Here is a 16,895-nt window from a genome sequence, read left to right as displayed (position 1 = left end):
CATGGCGGATCTCTTCCAACACAACGTCGGGTCGTTTCAGCCGATCGCGAAAGCCAGCCAGAGATACATGTCCGAGGCGCAAAGGCAAGCCAAGCTGCGCATGATCCGGCGTTTGGAGGAAGGGGAGATATCGGGCTGGCTGAAGGCCCGTAAATTTGACGATCGGATCTGGTTTCCGGGTGAATTGGCCGCCTTGCGTGAAAGAGCGGGTGAGTTGGGGATGAGGATATGAGTGAAAGCCAACCAAAACGAGCACCGGAACCGTACATGGTCAGCGCAGTCGCTTTTCATCTGATCAACTTTCTTTCCGCGCTGGAAAGCAAGGCCGAGGTCAGGGCAGTGAACCAGATTGCGGCCGCTTGGCTGGATGAGAACGGGGCCGGAGTGCCGGACGTTCAGAGCCTGTTTGCGGAAATGCGCGAGGATGCGGCCTTTTGGGCTGATTGCGCAACGCCGCCCGAACTGGAGGCATATGTTGCGGCTGGATTGCGTCGCATCGAGCGAACCAACTTCTGTCAGGCAGCAACAAAACGCCTCTTTGTCGTATTTTGGGAGTGCATGTCTGCAACCGACAAACGTAAATTTCTCGCCCGTGTCGATGCCGAGGGCAAGTTCCTGAGGCGTGCTTCATGAGTGATGAACCCCATGAAGTAGAGGGCGAAGACCCGTTTTCCAATCTTGCGCCGGTTTCAGACGGTGATGATGGCGAAGGCTCAGATCAGGTTGAGTCTGCAGGCGATCGAGCTGAGATGGAAAAGGCCTTGTCCAGGGCCGCCATGCTTCCCCTAAACGATTACGGCAACGGCCAGCGGTTTGTAGAGCATTTCGGAAAAGACGTGATGTTTGTTCCGCGGGTGGGGTGGTTTGACTGGGATGGATGCTGCTGGATCAAAGACGACGACATGCTGGTTGTCAGGCGGCGTGCACAGCGCTTGACGGATCTGATCCTCAAGGAAATCCCTCATCTCGAGCTGTCTGAGTTCGACAGGTCCATGTTGGCCCAAAAATCTGACCTGATCGGACGGCGTCGGGATCTGGAGGCGATCAAGGGTGAAAAGTCCGAGGAGCAGGTCTCGGAACTGGGTGAGGTCCGAAACAAGCTTGATTCGATTGCTCAGGTCGAAAAGAGGTTGAAGGATCGCAGGGCCCGGCACCGCAGCTTTGCAACAACGACCGGCAATTCGGCCCGCATAGATAATTCTCTCAAGGAAGCTGGGGTTGAACTTGCGGTTGCCTATGAGGCTCTGGACGCCCGCCCGCTCGATGTGAACACCTTGTCTGGTGTTTTGCGCTTCTCGGTCGTGGATATGAGTGCCGACGGCGCTGGTAAGATTGCTGAAGTTGATCGAGTTGATCACGCGCGCGATCAGCGTCTGACGAAGATAATGCCAGTATACTTCGACAAGTCGGCATCTCGAAAACGCTTCGATGCCTTTCTGTCGCGCGTCCAGCCCGACAAGGAGATGCGTGACTTCATCCAGCGATGGTTTGGCCTCGGAATGACTGGATTGCCCCTGCAGCGCCTGGTTTTCTTCTATGGCGGCGGCGCGAACGGGAAATCGGTTCTGGTCGATATCATAGCCAGAATCCTTGGAAACTACGCGGCCACGGCGCGAATTGAATCCCTGACCGGAACAAGTCGACGTGGGGGTGGAGATGCCACGCCTGACCTGATCCCTCTTATGGGTGCACGAGCCGTGCGTACTTCGGAACCAGACGAAGGCCAAAGGCTTCAAGAGGGATTGATAAAGGAGTTGACGGGTGGCGAACCTATTCAGGTGCGCGCCCTTCACTCTGATTTCGTCGAGGTCCGGCCTGTCTTCAAATTGACGATGAGTGGCAACCACAAGCCGGAAATTCGGGGTACGGATGACGGTATCTGGCGGCGGGTGATGCTGGTCCCGTTTGATGTGCAGATCCCGGAGGATGAGCGAGATCCGGACCTGGTCAACAAGCTTTGGGAAGAGCGAGACGGGATATTCTCGTGGTTGGTCGAAGGCCTGTGCGATTTCCTTGAAGGCGGGCTCCGGCCGCCGGCTGCCGTTGATGAGGCCACAAAGGAGTATCGGGAAGAGAGCGACCCCATAGGGCTGTTCCTGACGACGTGTTGTGTCGTCACTGGTGATCCGAGCGACACGATCGCATCAAAGCTTCTGGGTGATGCGTTCAATTACCATTTGATCGAGCGCGGCATGTCAGGTTGGAAGCCAACCACGTTTGCCCGACAGATTGCCGTCAAGGCGCGTCAGTGGCGCCATCCATCGACAGGTATGCAGTTCTCAAAGGGCAAGGCCAGCATCTCACAGTATGTCGGTCTTCGGCTTACGGATGCCTTCAAGCGTCGATTTGATGATGCGCCAAAGGATCACAACGGGCGTCCTTTGGGTATGGCTCAAACCCCGGACCCCGATTCTAAGGATATAGCGGGAAGCTAGGGAAGGTAGATCAAGTGAGCGGGAGTGTAGGTTAAAACTTGGGGTCAGGGGAAAGTTTTGCGATTACAGGCGCTTAAAGTATCGAATGGGAATGTGGGGAGTGTAGGGAGGATAATCCCGACCTACGCATACGCGCGCGCAAGAGAGGCTTTTGCAAAAGCGTTCTGGGTTCAAATCTCAAAAGATACTGAAATCTGGTTCCCTATCCTCCCTATGTTCCCACAGCTTAAAAAACCTTGTTTTATTACAGGTTGTTGCATTGACGCTCTTCATGGGAGGCAAGGTGTTTTCAAAAACACCTATCCTCCCTGAACTCCCGTTCGATTCAAGATGTAGGTTCGCAGAAAAAAACAGGCACAAGATATCGAGGGATGCGATGATAATGCAGCGGGTACAGGTGGAAAATGGGCAGATTGCAGAAAGTGTGGCCGGTCCGGTGCGGCCAAGAGCTGATTGCGGACGTGAGATAATATCCGTCAGATCATTACTGGAATGGGCGTTTGCGGCTGAATGCGCGACCCTCGACTATGACGAAATCGGTGTTGCTCTTGGCATCGGTCTGCCAGGAGCAGGTGCCGAGTGTCGTATCGCTGAGGCGTTAAGTCTTGGGTTTGTGCGTGGTGAAGGCGTGCGTCCAGATACGTCCTTCGGGCGCAGCTATCCGCATGATGATGCAGAAATCGTGGCAACGATACTGCGAAACACCGTGCGCTTTGATCTGGCGGTTCGCGTGGCGGAGTTGGCCCGGGGATACTCGGTGCCGAAATGGGATCTTGGTCAACAGAGGCTGCAGCCAAAGAGTTGGGGAAAGCGCAACCAACGCGGCGTTCATGGTAAATCTGAGGTCTGCAGGACAATCGAGTATGTCGTGCGCGGTCGGAGGCGCAAACGCCATGACCTTTGGGTTCCGTGTGTATGGGTTCCGTCTGCGCCCCAGATCGCGGCGGCACGGCGGGGCTATCTTGATTGGTGGGGCGCGCTGCTGTCGGTTGCGGCTGGCCTGAGAGGTATAGAACTTGAGCGGTTTGTCGTGTCTGATGTCATGCCACCGATGACGCCTTGGAGAAAAAGCGCTTGACACAAATGAGCTTCTATTGACATCTTGTCACCGAACCGAATTGCGCCCGGAGCAGGAATACCTGCCTCGGGCGCTTCGCATTTGAGCAGCACTCAAAGCCGATTTCGCAGGCAAACTTCCCCCCAGGTCGTTCCGTATCGGCTTTGATCAGAGGCGGGGTACCAGTGGCAGCAGGTGCCTCGCCTCGTCTGTGTTTCACAGCAGTGATAGTTGGGATCAATCATGGGCGCGTTGAAAGGACGTGGTCTCCCTTCGCGGTTACGCAAGGGACGGTCACGGCTGCATCGGGATAGACCTGATACCGGAAAAGATACCCAGCGCCGATCTGATCGACCAATCAACACAGCTGCGTGGCAGAGCGCCCGGGCACAGTTCATCAAGTTGAAGTGGGATGAGGCTGTTGAAGCAGGCGACGTGCTGCGCTGTGCAAAGACAGGTGTGCCGTTGCTCGGCAAGCATCCTGCCCCGGACAGCCCTGTTGTCGACCACATCAAGGCTGATCGTGGTGATCTGAAACTCTTCTGGGATCGCAGCAATTGGCAGATCGTGTCGAAGCAATGGCACGACAAGGTGAAGCAGTCGCAAGAGAAGCGCGGCTACGCATAGTAGGGGGGGTCGAAAGTCTGGAGGGCCTGACCGCCCAGACCCGCCACCCCATCATTCGGAGATTTTTTTCTTGGCTGACGAACAATTCGATCTTTTTGGCGATCCCGTTCGGCTGCCAAGCGGTAAGCGGGGACGGCCAGCGCATCAGCCGACCCAGAAAAACCGCAATAAAGTCATGATGTTATTGGGTCTGGGTTGGTCGAATGAGCGCATAGCCAACGCGATACATTGCTCTTTGCCTACGCTGAAAAGGTATTATTTTTCAGAGCTTAAGCGCCGTGACATCCAACGGGACCGCCTGGATGCGATGCGATTGGAAAAGACACTTGAGCAAGCTTCCAACGGAAATGTCGGGGCAATGCGGTTGCTCAATCAGATGATCGAAAAGAACGATTTGATGTTGGCGGCTGGTCGGATCTCGAAAGCGCAGGAAAAGCAAAAGAACTCGAAACCCCTTGGCAAAAAGGAACAGGAAAAGCGGGCCGCCAGCCGTGTGGCTGATGGCGGTGACGAAGGTTGGGGCGATGACCTGAGCCCTGGTATGCACTGATGTTGGATTTTGCCCCAGAATTCGAGGATATGGGTGTTGATCCCGAATGGGACACATCTGTTCCGGATTGGGAAGATCGCATTCTCAATGGGCTCTCCCTGATCCCAGATTTGCCGTTGTTCGATGAAGTGGCGGACAAGGCGCTTCGCATCTTCAAGCGGTTCAAGGTTCCGGATTTACCCGGAACGCCGACATTCGGCGAGATATGCGATGACTGGGTTTTTGATTTCGTCCGGGTGATCTTCGGCAGCTATGACCCGGAAATTAAACGCCGGATGCTGCGCGAATTCTTCCTGCTGGTGCCAAAGAAAAACGGAAAGTCGGCTATCTCGGCGGGGATCATCCTGACCGCGGCTATCATGAATGAACGGCCACAGGCGGAACTATACCTGATCGCGCCAACGCAGAAGATCGCTGGTATCGCGTTCAAGACAATCAGGGGAATAATCGCGTTGGATGATCAGCTGAGGAAGCTGTTCAAGCCACAAAACCACCAGAAGCAAATCACACACCTGGTCACAGAGGCCGTCATCATGATCCTTTCGGCGGATGGCGATGTCGTTACCGGGTCCAAAGGTTGCTACATACTGGTGGATGAAACACACGTATTGGGCAGCAAGCACAAAGCGCCTGATATTTTCATCGAACTGCGCGGTGGGTTGAAGTCTCGCCCTGAGGGGTTCTTTCTGCAGATCACCACACAATCCAAAGAACGCCCAACTGGCCAGTTCGAGAAAGAACTGCATTCCGCGCGGGCTGTGCGTGACGGCGAGTTGAAGCTTCCGATGTTGGCAGTCATGTACGAACTGCCGAAGGACATGGTCGAAAAGGAAAAATGGAGAGATCCGAAGACCTGGGATCTGATCAATCCAAACCTCGGTCGATCAGTTTTTCTGGAAGATCTGATCAATGATCTGCGCAAAGCAGAACGGGAAGGGCCCGAGAGTGTGGCTCTATTCGCGTCCCAACACCTGAACGTCGAAATCGGCGTTGGGTTGAGTACGGGTCGCTGGGTTGGCGCTGACTATTGGGAAAAGGCCGGCCGCGAGATTTCGCTCGAAGAGATTATGGCCACTTCGGACGTGTGTGTTGTTGGTGTGGACGGCGGTGGGCTTGATGATCTTCTCGGCCTTGGCGTCATGGGGCGCCATGAGGAAACGAAGAAGTGGCAATTCTGGGGTAAGGCCTGGGCTGACAGGGATGTTCTGGAACTCCGCAAGATCATTGCACCGGAGCTTTTGGCACTCGAAAAAGCCGAAGAATTGACACTGGTCGATAATCTTGAAGATGAGGCTTATCCGGAGATCGTGGAAATCTGTGAGCAATTGCAAGAAGCGGGATTGCTGCCGGAAGAAGATGGCATTGGCATGGACCCGGAAGGGGTTGCAAAGATTGTTGATGCTCTGATCGAAGCCGGGTTTGAGATCGAGGATATTCGCGCCGTATCGCAGGGTTACAAGCTGAATGCAGCAATCAAATCGGCGCCGGTGAAACTGAAAAACGGAACCTTGGTGCACTGTAACCAGCGGATCATGAATTGGTGCGTTGGAAACGCCAAAACCGAACAGCGCGGAAACGCTGTAATCGTGACAAAAGCGCAAAGCGGATCGGCCAAAATAGACCCCCTCATGGCCTTTTTCAACTGCGTGCAGCTGATGAGCTGGAACCCTGTCGGCAAAGGCCGCTCGGTCTACCAGGATCGCGGGCTTCTGACAGTTTAGGTGGGAGAATATGGGATTTTTTGATTTCCTTCGCCGATCCTCCCACGAGGCGGCGACACATCAGTCTGTGAGCGCGTCAGTTGGTGAAGCGGGCATATTTTCGAGCCTGAACGATCCGGCCTTTTACGAGTTCGTCCGCAACGGATCTGGAAACCTGACGGAATCCGGTGCGACCGTGACAGTCAAGAGCGCAATGAAGAACACAACCGTCATGCGGTGTGTCTCGCTTCTGTCCTTTTCGATCGGTATGTTGCCGCTGCATCTGCAGCACAAGGGCACCAAGGAAAACGCGACAGAGCATCCGCTGTTTCGGGTTTTGCATCGTCGCCCGAATGCCTGGCAAACGGCGTTTGAGTTCCGCGCCTTCATGGAACAGTTGGCACTGCAGTACGGCAGTGCTTTTGCCCGCATCATCAGAAGCGGCAACCGGATTGTGCAGCTGATCCCGCTGCCATACGGGATTCCGAAGATCGATCAGAATCTGGATTTTACCCTTCGCTATGAGTTCACCAAGCCCGGTGGAGGCAAGCTGGTGCTGGGCCAAAGCGATGTTTTCCACGTCCGCTTCGGTTTGTCAGAAGATGGAAAAACCGGATTGTCGCTGGTGAAGCAATCAGCCGAAGCCATCGGATTGGCGATTCAGGCCAGCACAGCTGCGGCCCGCCTGTTTAGGAACGGCATGATGGTCGGGGGGGCGCTGAAGCATCCCGGCCAGTTGAGCCCGGAGGCCTATGAGCGTCTGAAAGCCAGCATGAATGAAGGTCAGGGCGCGGATAACGCACATAAGTGGAAGATCCTGGAAGAGGGGATGGAACTTCAGGGCATGTCGCAGTCCAGCAAGGACAGCGAAAACATGGAAAACCGGAAGTTTCAGATCGAAGATATTGCGCGCCCCTTCGGCGTGCCGCGCCCTCTGTTAGCGATGGATGACACTTCTTGGGGGTCCGGGATCGACGTGCTGGGTCAACTGTTTGTTCGTTATGGGCTGAACCCGTGGTTTGTCGCTTGGGAGCAGGGGATCGAGCGAGACCTGCTGACCGAGACCGAGGCCGACAAATACGAGGCCAAATTCAATGCCGGGGCGCTGCTGCGCGGGTCGATGAAAGACCAGGCGGAATTCTTCGCCAAAGCGCTTGGCGCAGGTGGTCATCAACCCTGGATGAAATGGCAGGAGGTCCGTGAGTTGTCGGATCTTCCGGAACTCGATGAAACCCCACCACCGCCACCGGGACTTGTAGGCAAAGGAGGCACACATGACACTTCGCAAGCTACCTGAACTCAAGGCCGAACGGCTTCCCACGGTCTGCGCCTTTGAACCGGACGCGGACGCTCTTGCGCGTTGGAATGCGGGTTTTGAACCCAAAGCCGAGAAGGACAACACCATCACCATGCTGGATGTGATCGGAGAGGACTTCTGGAGCGGCGGCGGTGTTACGTCCAAGCGCGTGGCTGCGGCGCTTCGGTCGATCGGGGATCAGGATGTTGTGGTCGAGATGAACAGCCCCGGCGGTGACTTCTTTGAAGGGGTTGCGATTTACAACATGCTTCGGGCGCATCCGCACAAGGTCACTGTCCGAATTCTGGGACTGGCGGCCTCGGCGGCTTCGGTGATTGCGATGGCCGGCGACGAAATCGAGATCGGCAAGGCCGGGTTTCTGATGGTCCATAACGCGTGGGTATTGGCGGTTGGAAATCGCCACGACATGATAGCGGCGGCGGACACTCTGGAGCCCTTCGATGATTCAATGGCAACCGTCTATTCGGATCGTGCCGGCGTCGAGAAGTCCGCGGCTGTGAAATGGATGGACGAAGAGACCTGGTTCAATGGTGAGCAGGCCATTGAGGTGGGGTTGGCTGACAGCTTTCTTCCTGCAGATGCAGTGACTGAGGACAAGGCCAAGGCCGAAGCTGCGCGCGGTGTGAATGCTTCACGCCGACTGGATGCGCAACTTGCCAAAACAGGAATGCCAAGATCAGAACGCCGTGCGCTTCTGGCCGATGCAAAAGGGGGTATGCCAGGCGCTGCCCTATCCACCACGCAGGACGCTGGTGCAGTCGTGGCCCAACTGGAAGGGCTGCGGGAAACACTCAAGCAGTAATTAGGATAACGACGATGAAACACTTTAAGGTTCCCGCCAAGGCGCGGGGGATTGTCGCTGTGCGCGCGGATGCGTCCGGTGATGTTAACAAGGTGCTGGCAGCGCTTCAGAAAGATTGGTCCGACTTCAAGGCAACCCTTGATGAAAAAGACAAGGAAATCGCCAAGAAGTTTGATGATGTCGTCACCACGGACAAACTGGAACGCATCAGCTCCAGCGTTTCCGATCTGCAGGCATCGGTCGATCAGTACAACGCCAAAATGGCGGCAATGGAAATGCTAGGCGGCGAAAACCGTGCCGCACCAGATCCGGAATACACCGAGGCGTTCCGGGCGCATTTCCGCAAAGGCGACGTACAGGCCAACCTGCAAAAAGGCGCGGACGCGGAGGGCGGTTATCTTGCGCCCAAGGAATGGGATCGCACCATCACGGACAAGCTGATCGAAGTTTCGATGATGCGCCAAATCTCCGGGATGATGACGATTTCCACGGCGGGTTTCACGAAGCTTTACAACTTGCGCGGCACAGCGTCCGGTTGGGTTGCTGAAACGGCTTCTCGTGGCGAGACCGGTACTGCAACGTTCGGCCAGATGGCGTTCAACCCGGGCGAAATCTACGCAAACCCGGCTGCAACGCAGCAGATGCTGGACGATGCTGAAGTTGATCTTGAAAGCTGGATCGCAAACGAAGTCGAGACCGAATTTGCCTATCAGGAAGGTCTGGCTTTTGTCGCCGGCAATGGCACCAACAAGCCCGCAGGTTTTCTGACCTTCGTCACGGGTGGAACTCATGATGCGACGAACCCGATGGGTTCGATCGAGGCTGTTACGGCGGGCGCGGCGGCGGCGATCGACACTGACGACATCATGGACCTGGTCTATGCTTTGCCGTCCGCCTTTACGGCAGCTGCTCGGTTCGTGATGAACCGTACGACCCAAGGTATCATTCGCAAGCTGAAAGACGCGGACGGGCAACTGCTTTGGCAGCCTTCCTTGGCAGCGGGGCAGCCTTCGATGCTGGCCGGATATCCGGTCACTGAAATCCCTGGAATGCCGGATGTCGCCACCACCGCCATGCCCGTGGCTTTTGGTGATTTCCAGCGCGGCTACCTGATTGTGGATCGGGCAGGTGTGCGGGTACTGCGCGACCCGTTCACCAACAAGCCTTTCGTTCACTTCTACACGACCAAACGCGTCGGCGGTGGTGTCAACAATCCCGAGGCGCTGAAGGTTTTGCAAATGGCCTAAGGCCCTGGCGGCAAGGAATGTGTCCGGTGTGAAACCCGGACACGTTTGCGATGCTGATCGACCAGGTGGGCATCGCAAACGTGTCTATTCATGAGAAGGAAAAATCATGACAACCCAAGATAATAAAACGCTGGCAGCTCCGAAATCTGCACCAAAGCGTAAACCTGCTGCTGCAGGCCGCGTGTCGATGACGCCGGAGCAGGCGAAAAAAATGGGTCTGGACCCCAAGCCCTACGGCAAGCCAGCCGCAAAGAAGTAATCCAACATGTTCAGGCCGATCCTTGAAACCCCACCAGACGATCTGCCGGTCAGTGTGAATGACTGCAAGCAGAACGGCGTCATTGATCATGACGACGATGACTTCCTGATCACCCAGATCATTCATGCCGCCGTGTCGCATCTGGATGGGTTTCAGGGAATCCTGGGCCGATGCATGGTGACCCAGACCTGGATGGTTGAGCAAACGCGTTTCGATCGCAGCTTTGTTCTGCCGGTTCCGAATGTGACGCAGGTTGTGATCCGATATCGTGACACGTCAGACGTCGAGCAGACCTTGCCTGCCAACGTGGTCTATCACCACCCGGTGTCGCTTGGCACCTGCGTGATGATCGATTCCGATGCCACGCTTCCGGAAGTGACCGAAAAAGGCATAGCGCCGATCACCGTTGCTTTTACTGCTGGGTTTGGCGCGGCAAACGCGGTGCCGTGGGCATTGAAACTGGCTGTCATGCAATTGGTGCGGCAACTCTATGACGATCGCGGCGGGTTGGGCTCGATCGAGGCTGGCTCGATGGTCCTCAATCTCATCGCGCCTTATCGGTGGGTGCGCGTATGAGCCAGCAACTGCGTGAGTCTGTTGTCTTCGATGAAGAGGTCGAAACGCCGGACGGATACGGCGGGCAAGACAAGGTCTGGACGCAGCGCCATGCCTGCCGGGCAGAGTTCATTTATTCCCGGGGATCGGAAGCGGTGGATGCAGCCCGGTTGAAGGGGCGCAGCATCTTCAAGGTGAGAATTCGACAGTGTGTCGCAGCAAAAGCCATCACAACGTCCTATCGGATGCGTGATGTGCGCCGCGTTGTTGAGTACCAGATTCGCGAGTTGGACGCGGTGACGGACCGGATGTGGGTCTACGTCGTGGTTGAGAGTGGTGTTGCGGTATGAGCGCTATGGCCGAGCTGCAAAAGCTCATCATTGACACGCTCAAAGCCGATGCCGCGGTTTCCGCCATCGTTGGTTCGAATGTGCATGACTACCCGCCCACAACTGATCCTTTTCCGCGGATCACAATGGGCCCCTTTGATGCCATACCGGATGACGGGGAATGCATCTCAGGTGAAGAGATCACCTTGCAAGTCGACTGCTGGTCACGAGACGGAGGCAAAAAGCACCCGTGCAGCCGGATCGTAAGTGCTGCGAGAAAGGTCCTGCATGATGCCGATCTAACCCTGCCAGACCCCTATGCGTTGGTTTCGATCCGGGTTGTCCAAACACGGCTTGTTTCAGATCCTGATGGGATTACAGCGCACGGAATTCTGACTGTGCGGGCACTGGTGGAAGAGGTTTAGTCTGCTGGGGCGCACGAAGTTTCGAAAGGCTTTCCAGAGGCATCAAAAGCACTTTCAGCCACCTCGATTAGTTTACTCAGGTTAACGGTTAACTGTTGAGCAACGCCCGATTGATCAGAGTCGCTGATGGTAAGCAGGGCTGATCGCAAGTCATGTTGTTTGGAAATCATTGTCGCAAAATTTGCTCTATCCAGCTGCCAACCTAGGCAAGCGGCAGCAAGTTTTTGGTCAGTAGATAAATCCGCTGATGCAGTCCCCGCGATAATGATCAGGGCACAGGCATATGTAATTCGGTTCATAAATAGGCTCCGTAAAGGCGATTTTCGGCAATCATTGTCAATTATCGGGTGATTTTCAATCATTGAGAGAAAATATGGCAAACTCAACAAACGGCCTCGGCAAGGTGTGGCCGCAGCTTCGCACCAAGTGGATCAAGACGCGCCGCGCGGCTGAACTGGCGGCGGAGCAGGGCGCAGAAGAGGCCGCAGCGGCTATGCGGTATCTAGCGCCCGAGAAAGAGCGAAAGTTGATTGGTACCATCCGCGTAGAAGAACCAGACAACCCAGATTTCATCGGACGTATCGTCAAGGCCGGGGATGAGACCACAATCGTAACGAATGAACGCGGTGTGCGGTTTCAGAACGCCAAGCTTCAAGAAGACGGCACACTCAATATGCCTGCCAACCCGTATTTCAACCCTGCGGGACGCATGGTCCGAACCCGCGTCCGGTCCCGGATCTCGCGGGCAATGCGGAAAGCGTGGAAGTCGTGAATGCCGAGACAACGGCAGTACCTAATTCTCGAAGACTTCGACTTTTGCCCGCGCCCCGGCGTCGTGATGGCGTTTACGGCCGGTGAAATCAGATACGGATTAACCCGCGCTTGCCTGGATAAGGCCGGCGACCGGGTTCAAGAAATCGGGGGCAACCCCGAGCCCGAACAGATGCCCTTGGGCAAGGCATTAACCGGATCGCTGTGAAGCGACCCTTTCCCATAGAAGGAGCCTAACCTATGGCTAAACCGACAACCTATGTAGGTTCGACGGTCGCGATCTTTTTGGAGGATACCGCTAACCCCGGAACCTACCTGCGCCCGTGCGGACTGAATAACCACACTGTCAATTTCACGAAGAACACCCGTGACGTGAACGTGCCGGATTGTGACGATCCGGAACTGCCTGCTTGGATCGAGCGCGGAGTTGAAAGCCTGGACATGTCGGCCACCGGAACCGGCATTCTGGCTGCTGAAGCGATTGACGAATGGTGGGCCTCGTTTAATGACACCAGTTCGATCAACGCGCGGGTCTACATTGGCGCAGCCGATGATACGACGAACGGGCGATACTGGGCTGGCAAGGTCCATGTGACCGGCTTTGAGGTCACTGGTGAGCGCGGTGACAAAGCTCAGGTTTCGGTTTCCATCGCCTCTGACGGCGAAATGACCTTCACCACGACCACCTGATGGAGTCGGTCACACTGAATTGGGCCGGTGGCGAGGATGAGTTCTTTCTCGGCATCGGCGAGCTTGAAGCGCTGGATGACCTGACGAAAGAGGGTGTTCTTGATTACCGCTATCGGCTTTCGCTGGCGCAGGATCGGGGCAGTTTCGCATATGCGCCTGTGCGTATTCAGGAGACGATCAACGCCATTCGCCTCGGCCTGATTGGCGGCGGAATGGACCGCAAGGATGCGGCGAAGAAAGCGAGCCAAGGGTTTCAGGACGGGGATATCTCGGAACTGAACCTGCTGGCCTACACGTTCATCACTCATTCCCTCTCCGGTAAGGAGCACGACACGGTGGGGGAGGACGGGGCGGGAGAGGGGAGCCCGCCAGAATCAAATTCTCCCAAATCTACGGAAACGGAGCCGTCCTAGGCTTCACTCCGCAGCAGATCAAGAAAATGAGCCTCTGGGAATACCAGGCGTGTGTTGAGGGCTATCGGCGCGCGAATGGGCCGGGGCATTCAGTGAACAGCGATCCGCTTTCGGACGCTGAGTATGACAACCTTTGCGCCTTGGGAGAAAAGTTCAGTGGTGAATGATACTGACGGCTTACAGCTTCCCGTAGGCGTAACGGAGCAGAATGCACTAAAGCAGCTTGCGCGGATCGAGGCGCGGGCGTTGAAGGTGCAGCGGCAGGCCGAGCGCGGCTTTGTTCGGGCCAACCGAACTGCCGCACGTAGCTTTCAGGGTATGTCCCGATCAGCTACTGGTGGCCTTCAGAACGTCTCGTTCCAGTTGCAGGATATCTTTGTCCAGGTTTCTTCCGGGCAGGGCCTGGCTCGCTCGCTCGGTCAGCAGCTTCCACAGTTGTTGAGTTACTACGGCGCCCTTGGTGCCGTTTTAGGTCTTGCAGCGTCAGCCGCTATTCCGTTGGCAAGCTATTTGTTCGATATAGGGGGGGCTGCGGAAACTACCGAAAAGCAGATCAAAGCCCTCTCTGATGCCGTCAAAAATCTTGAGCAGGCACAGAAGCTTGCCACGCAATCGCCGGGTGACCTGCTGAGCCAATACGGTGGTCTTGCTGACGAGGCCAAACAGCTTTTCGAAATCAACCGCCAGATCGCGTCCATTCGGGCGCAGGGCGCGCTTGACACGGCAGCGCGGGGTATCGCCGGTGAGTTGGGCGTTGCTGACGTGTTCGGCTTCGACCCGGAAGACATCCGAGACATCACGGCCACATACGACCAATTGATTGCGGAGCGTGAAAGGCTCAGCAACGCTTACCAGCAGTCAGACGAACAACTTGCAGAGTCAAACAGACGCATCAGCGAGATTGACGAGGACCTGAGTGGCCTGCGCCGGGTTATCAGAAACGTTGATGATTTGGCGGATGCCCTTGGAATTTCTGAGGATGCCGCCCGCGAAGTGGTTGCTCAATTCGCGCAGATAGGTCAGGCACAAGGCGCTGATGAGCAGGCGCAGGCGATGAGCGATCTCGCTGCGTTCATCAATGAGGCATCGAATAACCTTGCCGAAGCTGAAGACGAGGGAAAGGCGCTTTACGACCAGCTTCTTGAGGCTGCGATTCAGGCGCTGGAGCTGTCCAAGGTGGATGTTGCGTCAAATATCGCTGCCGGCGCAGACGCGGCAACCGTCCTGAAAGAGGAATTGGCCGCAGCCCTTGCCCTACAAAACCGTATCAATTCTCAGCAAGGTCTCGTTTATTCAGGCCGGGGCGGTGATCCACGAAGGGTTGGCAGCGACGACTACACCAATGAATTAGGTTACCGCTCGCCGCAGGATATCATTGATGAGTTCAACAGGCGGAACAGTGGCCGACGTCGCAGCGGTGGTAGTGGCCGTGCGCGCGTCCCAGAAGGCTTGCGAGAGGCGGAACGCCTCTACGACGGCACACGCACAAAGGCAGAGGAATACGCGGCAGAGGTTGAGCGCATCAACGAACTGCACCGCCTGTTCCCCGAGATTGTAACCACTGAGGTGCGAGATCGCGCATTGGGTTCTTTGGAAGACGGTCTAGGTGATCTTGGGGTAAGTCTTGAAAGTGTGGGGAGCGCTTTCGCTGATACTTTTGCTGACATAATCACGGGTGCAGAGGACGCTGGAGAGGCACTTTCGAACCTTCTTTCAAGCTTCGCCAATGTTTTTGCACAAACTGCTATCAGCAGCATTGTGGGAAGTCTTATCCCAAGCGCAAAGGGCAACGTGTTCTCCGGTGGATCGGTGGTTCCGTTTGCCACTGGTGGCGTGGTGAATTCACCCACCTTCTTCCCTATGCGCGGCAGCAAAACCGGGCTGATGGGAGAGGCAGGGCCAGAGGCTATTTTGCCACTGACACGCATCAACGGGAAATTGGGCGTCATGGCCCAAGGTGGCGGTGGCGTTACGGTTCGAAACGAGTTCAACGTGTTTGCCCAGGGCGCGCAGATCGGGGTCGCTGAAGAGGTCCAACTCGCCCTTGATGGTAGAATGTCGGAAATTGAGCGGCGTACCGTTGCTGCAGTCGCAAGTGCAAGGAAACGGGGTTTCGCGGTATGAGTGACCTTGTCTGGAATGGCGACCCGCTCGAATGGAACGGCGACCAGCTTGTTTTCAACGGGCAAACATCCGCGATCGTTTTCCCAACAATACCAGGAACACGGGTTCAGCGCACCCTTGCAACGTCCTCAGCGTTGGTCACATCGCCTTTCACCGGCACCCAGCAAGTGCAGGATTGGGGCGGCGAGTGGTGGGAGTACACGGTGGACCTTGCTATCAGGCGGGGCGCGGAGGGACGGGCTTTGTCGGCAATCTTCGCGCAAATGCGGGGGTCGATTAAGCCATTTCTGTTCCGCGATCCCTTTGTTTGCCAGACCGGAAGTTATGGAGTTCCGACAGTCAACGGATCGGGCCAAACCGGAAATAGTTTAGTCACTGACGGCTGGAGCGTCACTGGCCTGAATGCGGGTGATTTCTTTAGCCTCGGTAGTGATCTGGACACACGGTTTTATCAACTGACGGCAGACGTTACACCGGTTGGCGGCGCGGCTACGTTGGAATTTGTGCCTGCACTTCGATCATCCCCGTCCGACAATGAAGCCCTTGAGGTAAATGAACCGAAGGTCTTGCTGCGAGCGACGTCGCCGCTCCCCACAAGCATCACGCCAAGCAGTTTGTACAGCTTCAGCATTCAGGCGCGTGAGGCAATATGACCCGCGAAGTTACATCCGAATTTGTGGGCGCGGCATCAAGTCAGGACACAAAACCCTGCATCTTCTTCGAGGGCTCGTTCCCGAGTGGTGATCTGCGCCTCTGGACCGGCAAGGGCGAGGTCACGTGGAACAGTCATACATGGACCGGAGCTGGTCATCTGATGGGCATCAGCGAGATTTCAGAGACGTCCGAGATCGTCGCGACCGGGATTACGGCGAGCCTGTCTGGTGTTCCCGTTGATCAGGTTGCGTTAGCCATCAATGACGCACAGCAAGGGTTGCCCGGGAACGTCTGGGTTGGGCTACTTGATGAGACCGGCGCTGTCATTGCGGATCCGGTGCAGGCCTTTGCCGGTCGGTTGGATGTTCCAAGGATTAAGGACGGTGCTGAAACCTGCGCCATCAGCATCAGTTACGAGAGCCGTTTGGTTGATCTGCTGAAAACCCGCGAGTTTCGTTACACCCACGAGGGTCAGAAACTATTTTTCCCCAATGACCGCGGATTCGAGTTCGTCACCGCCTTGCAGGACAAGGAAATCCGATGGGGCGATTAGAGAATTGGCCCGCACGGCTACATGAAGAGATAGAGGCTGCCCGAGGGCGGCCTTTTTGTTGGGGGCAACATGATTGCGGCACTTGGGCGGCGGCAATCGTCAGAGCCCTGACCGGGCAGGAATTGCCCTTGCCGAAGGGATACCGGACGCAGCGCGGTGCAGCCTTGGCTATGCGGCGGAAAACCGGGTCCAGCGACATGATGGATGCCACGTCGTTTTTCCTCGGTGAGCCGCTGGAAACGCCACTGTTGGCGCAGCGTGGCGACATCGTTCTGCACGAGGAACAGGCGCTCGGCGTCTGCGTGGGGGATCAGGCGATGTGCCTGACCGAGAACGGCCTTGCCGCCGTTCCGATGAGTGAATGCGTGAAAGCGTGGAGGGTTTAG

22 protein-coding genes and 1 pseudogene are annotated in these 16,895 nt (G+C 56.2%); 22 read left to right on the top strand and 1 reads right to left on the bottom strand.

The window, feature by feature from the left end:
* Window position 1 precedes the first annotated feature (1 nt).
* The 14 genes from ACR1XY_RS00600 (at window position 2) to ACR1XY_RS00535 (ending at window position 11,304) form a co-directional block, all read left to right on the top strand.
* Window positions 2–232, top strand: a complete 231-nt coding sequence (locus ACR1XY_RS00600; protein ID WP_480589090.1) for a hypothetical protein — start codon at window positions 2–4, stop codon at window positions 230–232.
* Window positions 229–633: a hypothetical protein gene (locus ACR1XY_RS00595; protein WP_480589088.1), complete on the top strand. Its 405-nt coding sequence runs from the start codon at window positions 229–231 to the stop codon at window positions 631–633. Before ACR1XY_RS00600 ends, ACR1XY_RS00595 begins: the two co-directional genes overlap by 4 nt.
* A complete protein-coding gene (locus ACR1XY_RS00590; RefSeq protein ID WP_480589086.1) occupies window positions 630–2,435 on the top strand; it encodes a DNA primase family protein in 1,806 nt (601 codons plus the stop codon). Before ACR1XY_RS00595 ends, ACR1XY_RS00590 begins: the two co-directional genes overlap by 4 nt.
* 151 nt (window positions 2,436–2,586) lie before the next feature.
* The gene (locus tag ACR1XY_RS00585) at window positions 2,587–3,513 is read left to right on the top strand and encodes a hypothetical protein (RefSeq protein ID WP_480589084.1); all 927 of its coding nucleotides are present in this window, start codon (window positions 2,587–2,589) and stop codon (window positions 3,511–3,513) included.
* A gap of 222 nt (window positions 3,514–3,735) precedes the next feature.
* A complete protein-coding gene (locus tag ACR1XY_RS00580; RefSeq protein ID WP_480589082.1) occupies window positions 3,736–4,119 on the top strand; it encodes an HNH endonuclease in 384 nt (127 codons plus the stop codon).
* 70 nt (window positions 4,120–4,189) lie between these two features.
* The gene (locus tag ACR1XY_RS00575) at window positions 4,190–4,669 is read left to right on the top strand and encodes a resolvase (protein WP_480589080.1); all 480 of its coding nucleotides are present in this window, start codon (window positions 4,190–4,192) and stop codon (window positions 4,667–4,669) included.
* Entirely contained in the window at window positions 4,669–6,390 is a 1,722-nt protein-coding gene (locus ACR1XY_RS00570; protein WP_480589078.1) for a terminase large subunit, read from the top strand. Before ACR1XY_RS00575 ends, ACR1XY_RS00570 begins: the two co-directional genes overlap by 1 nt.
* A gap of 10 nt (window positions 6,391–6,400) precedes the next feature.
* Window positions 6,401–7,666, top strand: coding sequence for a phage portal protein (locus ACR1XY_RS00565; RefSeq protein WP_480589076.1), 1,266 nt, complete (start codon window positions 6,401–6,403; stop codon window positions 7,664–7,666).
* The gene (locus tag ACR1XY_RS00560) at window positions 7,644–8,489 is read left to right on the top strand and encodes a head maturation protease, ClpP-related (RefSeq protein WP_480589074.1); all 846 of its coding nucleotides are present in this window, start codon (window positions 7,644–7,646) and stop codon (window positions 8,487–8,489) included. The genes ACR1XY_RS00565 and ACR1XY_RS00560 overlap by 23 nt, the downstream gene beginning before the upstream one ends.
* Before the next feature lie 14 nt (window positions 8,490–8,503).
* Window positions 8,504–9,736 carry a phage major capsid protein gene (locus ACR1XY_RS00555; protein ID WP_480589072.1) on the top strand — a complete coding sequence of 411 codons (1,233 nt, stop codon included), beginning with the start codon at window positions 8,504–8,506 and terminating at the stop codon, window positions 9,734–9,736.
* A 106-nt stretch (window positions 9,737–9,842) separates the two neighbouring features.
* A complete protein-coding gene (locus ACR1XY_RS00550) occupies window positions 9,843–9,995 on the top strand; it encodes a hypothetical protein (protein WP_480589070.1) in 153 nt (50 codons plus the stop codon).
* 6 nt (window positions 9,996–10,001) lie between these two features.
* On the top strand, window positions 10,002–10,571 hold the full coding sequence (locus tag ACR1XY_RS00545) for a head-tail connector protein (RefSeq protein WP_480589068.1): 570 nt from the start codon (window positions 10,002–10,004) through the stop codon (window positions 10,569–10,571).
* Complete coding sequence (locus tag ACR1XY_RS00540) at window positions 10,568–10,900, top strand: phage head completion protein (protein WP_480589066.1); 333 nt, start codon at window positions 10,568–10,570, stop codon at window positions 10,898–10,900. The genes ACR1XY_RS00545 and ACR1XY_RS00540 overlap by 4 nt, the downstream gene beginning before the upstream one ends.
* Window positions 10,897–11,304: a DUF3168 domain-containing protein gene (locus ACR1XY_RS00535; RefSeq protein ID WP_480589064.1), complete on the top strand. Its 408-nt coding sequence runs from the start codon at window positions 10,897–10,899 to the stop codon at window positions 11,302–11,304. Before ACR1XY_RS00540 ends, ACR1XY_RS00535 begins: the two co-directional genes overlap by 4 nt.
* Here the strand turns inward: ACR1XY_RS00535 and ACR1XY_RS00530 are convergent.
* Entirely contained in the window at window positions 11,301–11,603 is a 303-nt protein-coding gene (locus ACR1XY_RS00530; protein WP_480589062.1) for a hypothetical protein, read from the bottom strand. The two genes, ACR1XY_RS00535 and ACR1XY_RS00530, sit on opposite strands and share 4 nt — an antisense overlap.
* A 74-nt stretch (window positions 11,604–11,677) precedes the next feature.
* Between ACR1XY_RS00530 and ACR1XY_RS00525 the strand changes: the two genes are divergently transcribed.
* The 8 genes and pseudogenes from ACR1XY_RS00525 (at window position 11,678) to ACR1XY_RS00490 (ending at window position 16,895) form a co-directional block, all read left to right on the top strand.
* Window positions 11,678–12,076, top strand: a complete 399-nt coding sequence (locus tag ACR1XY_RS00525; RefSeq protein ID WP_480589060.1) for a hypothetical protein — start codon at window positions 11,678–11,680, stop codon at window positions 12,074–12,076.
* Window positions 12,077–12,283 (top strand): hypothetical protein, encoded by a 207-nt coding sequence (locus ACR1XY_RS00520; RefSeq protein WP_480589058.1) that lies wholly within the window; start codon window positions 12,077–12,079, stop codon window positions 12,281–12,283.
* A 32-nt stretch (window positions 12,284–12,315) separates the two neighbouring features.
* Window positions 12,316–12,765 carry a phage tail tube protein gene (locus ACR1XY_RS00515; RefSeq protein WP_480589056.1) on the top strand — a complete coding sequence of 150 codons (450 nt, stop codon included), beginning with the start codon at window positions 12,316–12,318 and terminating at the stop codon, window positions 12,763–12,765.
* On the top strand, window positions 12,765–13,178 hold the full coding sequence (locus ACR1XY_RS00510) for a GTA-gp10 family protein (protein WP_480589054.1): 414 nt from the start codon (window positions 12,765–12,767) through the stop codon (window positions 13,176–13,178). The genes ACR1XY_RS00515 and ACR1XY_RS00510 overlap by 1 nt, the downstream gene beginning before the upstream one ends.
* 1,752 nt (window positions 13,179–14,930) lie before the next feature.
* Window positions 14,931–15,155 (top strand): annotated as a pseudogene (locus ACR1XY_RS00505) (phage tail tape measure protein); the annotation flags it as partial.
* 143 nt (window positions 15,156–15,298) lie between these two features.
* Complete coding sequence (locus ACR1XY_RS00500) at window positions 15,299–15,955, top strand: hypothetical protein (RefSeq protein WP_480589052.1); 657 nt, start codon at window positions 15,299–15,301, stop codon at window positions 15,953–15,955.
* Window positions 15,952–16,509 (top strand): hypothetical protein, encoded by a 558-nt coding sequence (locus tag ACR1XY_RS00495; protein ID WP_480589050.1) that lies wholly within the window; start codon window positions 15,952–15,954, stop codon window positions 16,507–16,509. Before ACR1XY_RS00500 ends, ACR1XY_RS00495 begins: the two co-directional genes overlap by 4 nt.
* Entirely contained in the window at window positions 16,497–16,895 is a 399-nt protein-coding gene (locus ACR1XY_RS00490; protein WP_480589048.1) for a DUF6950 family protein, read from the top strand. The genes ACR1XY_RS00495 and ACR1XY_RS00490 overlap by 13 nt, the downstream gene beginning before the upstream one ends.

Source organism: Ruegeria sp. AD11(2025), assembly GCF_056542405.1.
The sequence above is the reverse complement of the archived record's forward strand: the minus strand, read 5'-3'. Positions and strand labels throughout refer to the sequence as shown.

What these genes read in the sequence shown, in the direction of transcription:
- ACR1XY_RS00535 (WP_480589064.1), top strand. Translation starts at nt 10,897, where the DNA reads ATGAGCGCTATGGCCGAGCTGCAAAAGCTCATCATTGACACGCTCAAA.
- ACR1XY_RS00595 (WP_480589088.1), top strand. Translation starts at nt 229, where the DNA reads ATGAGTGAAAGCCAACCAAAACGAGCACCGGAACCGTACATGGTCAGC.
- ACR1XY_RS00560 (WP_480589074.1), top strand. Translation starts at nt 7,644, where the DNA reads ATGACACTTCGCAAGCTACCTGAACTCAAGGCCGAACGGCTTCCCACG.
- ACR1XY_RS00570 (WP_480589078.1), top strand. Translation starts at nt 4,669, where the DNA reads ATGTTGGATTTTGCCCCAGAATTCGAGGATATGGGTGTTGATCCCGAA.
- ACR1XY_RS00550 (WP_480589070.1), top strand. Translation starts at nt 9,843, where the DNA reads ATGACAACCCAAGATAATAAAACGCTGGCAGCTCCGAAATCTGCACCA.
- ACR1XY_RS00515 (WP_480589056.1), top strand. Translation starts at nt 12,316, where the DNA reads ATGGCTAAACCGACAACCTATGTAGGTTCGACGGTCGCGATCTTTTTG.
- ACR1XY_RS00545 (WP_480589068.1), top strand. Translation starts at nt 10,002, where the DNA reads ATGTTCAGGCCGATCCTTGAAACCCCACCAGACGATCTGCCGGTCAGT.
- ACR1XY_RS00600 (WP_480589090.1), top strand. Translation starts at nt 2, where the DNA reads ATGGCGGATCTCTTCCAACACAACGTCGGGTCGTTTCAGCCGATCGCG.
- ACR1XY_RS00510 (WP_480589054.1), top strand. Translation starts at nt 12,765, where the DNA reads ATGGAGTCGGTCACACTGAATTGGGCCGGTGGCGAGGATGAGTTCTTT.
- ACR1XY_RS00555 (WP_480589072.1), top strand. Translation starts at nt 8,504, where the DNA reads ATGAAACACTTTAAGGTTCCCGCCAAGGCGCGGGGGATTGTCGCTGTG.
- ACR1XY_RS00565 (WP_480589076.1), top strand. Translation starts at nt 6,401, where the DNA reads ATGGGATTTTTTGATTTCCTTCGCCGATCCTCCCACGAGGCGGCGACA.
- ACR1XY_RS00520 (WP_480589058.1), top strand. Translation starts at nt 12,077, where the DNA reads ATGCCGAGACAACGGCAGTACCTAATTCTCGAAGACTTCGACTTTTGC.
- ACR1XY_RS00500 (WP_480589052.1), top strand. Translation starts at nt 15,299, where the DNA reads ATGAGTGACCTTGTCTGGAATGGCGACCCGCTCGAATGGAACGGCGAC.
- ACR1XY_RS00540 (WP_480589066.1), top strand. Translation starts at nt 10,568, where the DNA reads ATGAGCCAGCAACTGCGTGAGTCTGTTGTCTTCGATGAAGAGGTCGAA.
- ACR1XY_RS00495 (WP_480589050.1), top strand. Translation starts at nt 15,952, where the DNA reads ATGACCCGCGAAGTTACATCCGAATTTGTGGGCGCGGCATCAAGTCAG.
- ACR1XY_RS00490 (WP_480589048.1), top strand. Translation starts at nt 16,497, where the DNA reads ATGGGGCGATTAGAGAATTGGCCCGCACGGCTACATGAAGAGATAGAG.
- ACR1XY_RS00525 (WP_480589060.1), top strand. Translation starts at nt 11,678, where the DNA reads ATGGCAAACTCAACAAACGGCCTCGGCAAGGTGTGGCCGCAGCTTCGC.
- ACR1XY_RS00590 (WP_480589086.1), top strand. Translation starts at nt 630, where the DNA reads ATGAGTGATGAACCCCATGAAGTAGAGGGCGAAGACCCGTTTTCCAAT.
- ACR1XY_RS00580 (WP_480589082.1), top strand. Translation starts at nt 3,736, where the DNA reads ATGGGCGCGTTGAAAGGACGTGGTCTCCCTTCGCGGTTACGCAAGGGA.
- ACR1XY_RS00530 (WP_480589062.1), bottom strand. Translation starts at nt 11,603, where the DNA reads ATGAACCGAATTACATATGCCTGTGCCCTGATCATTATCGCGGGGACT.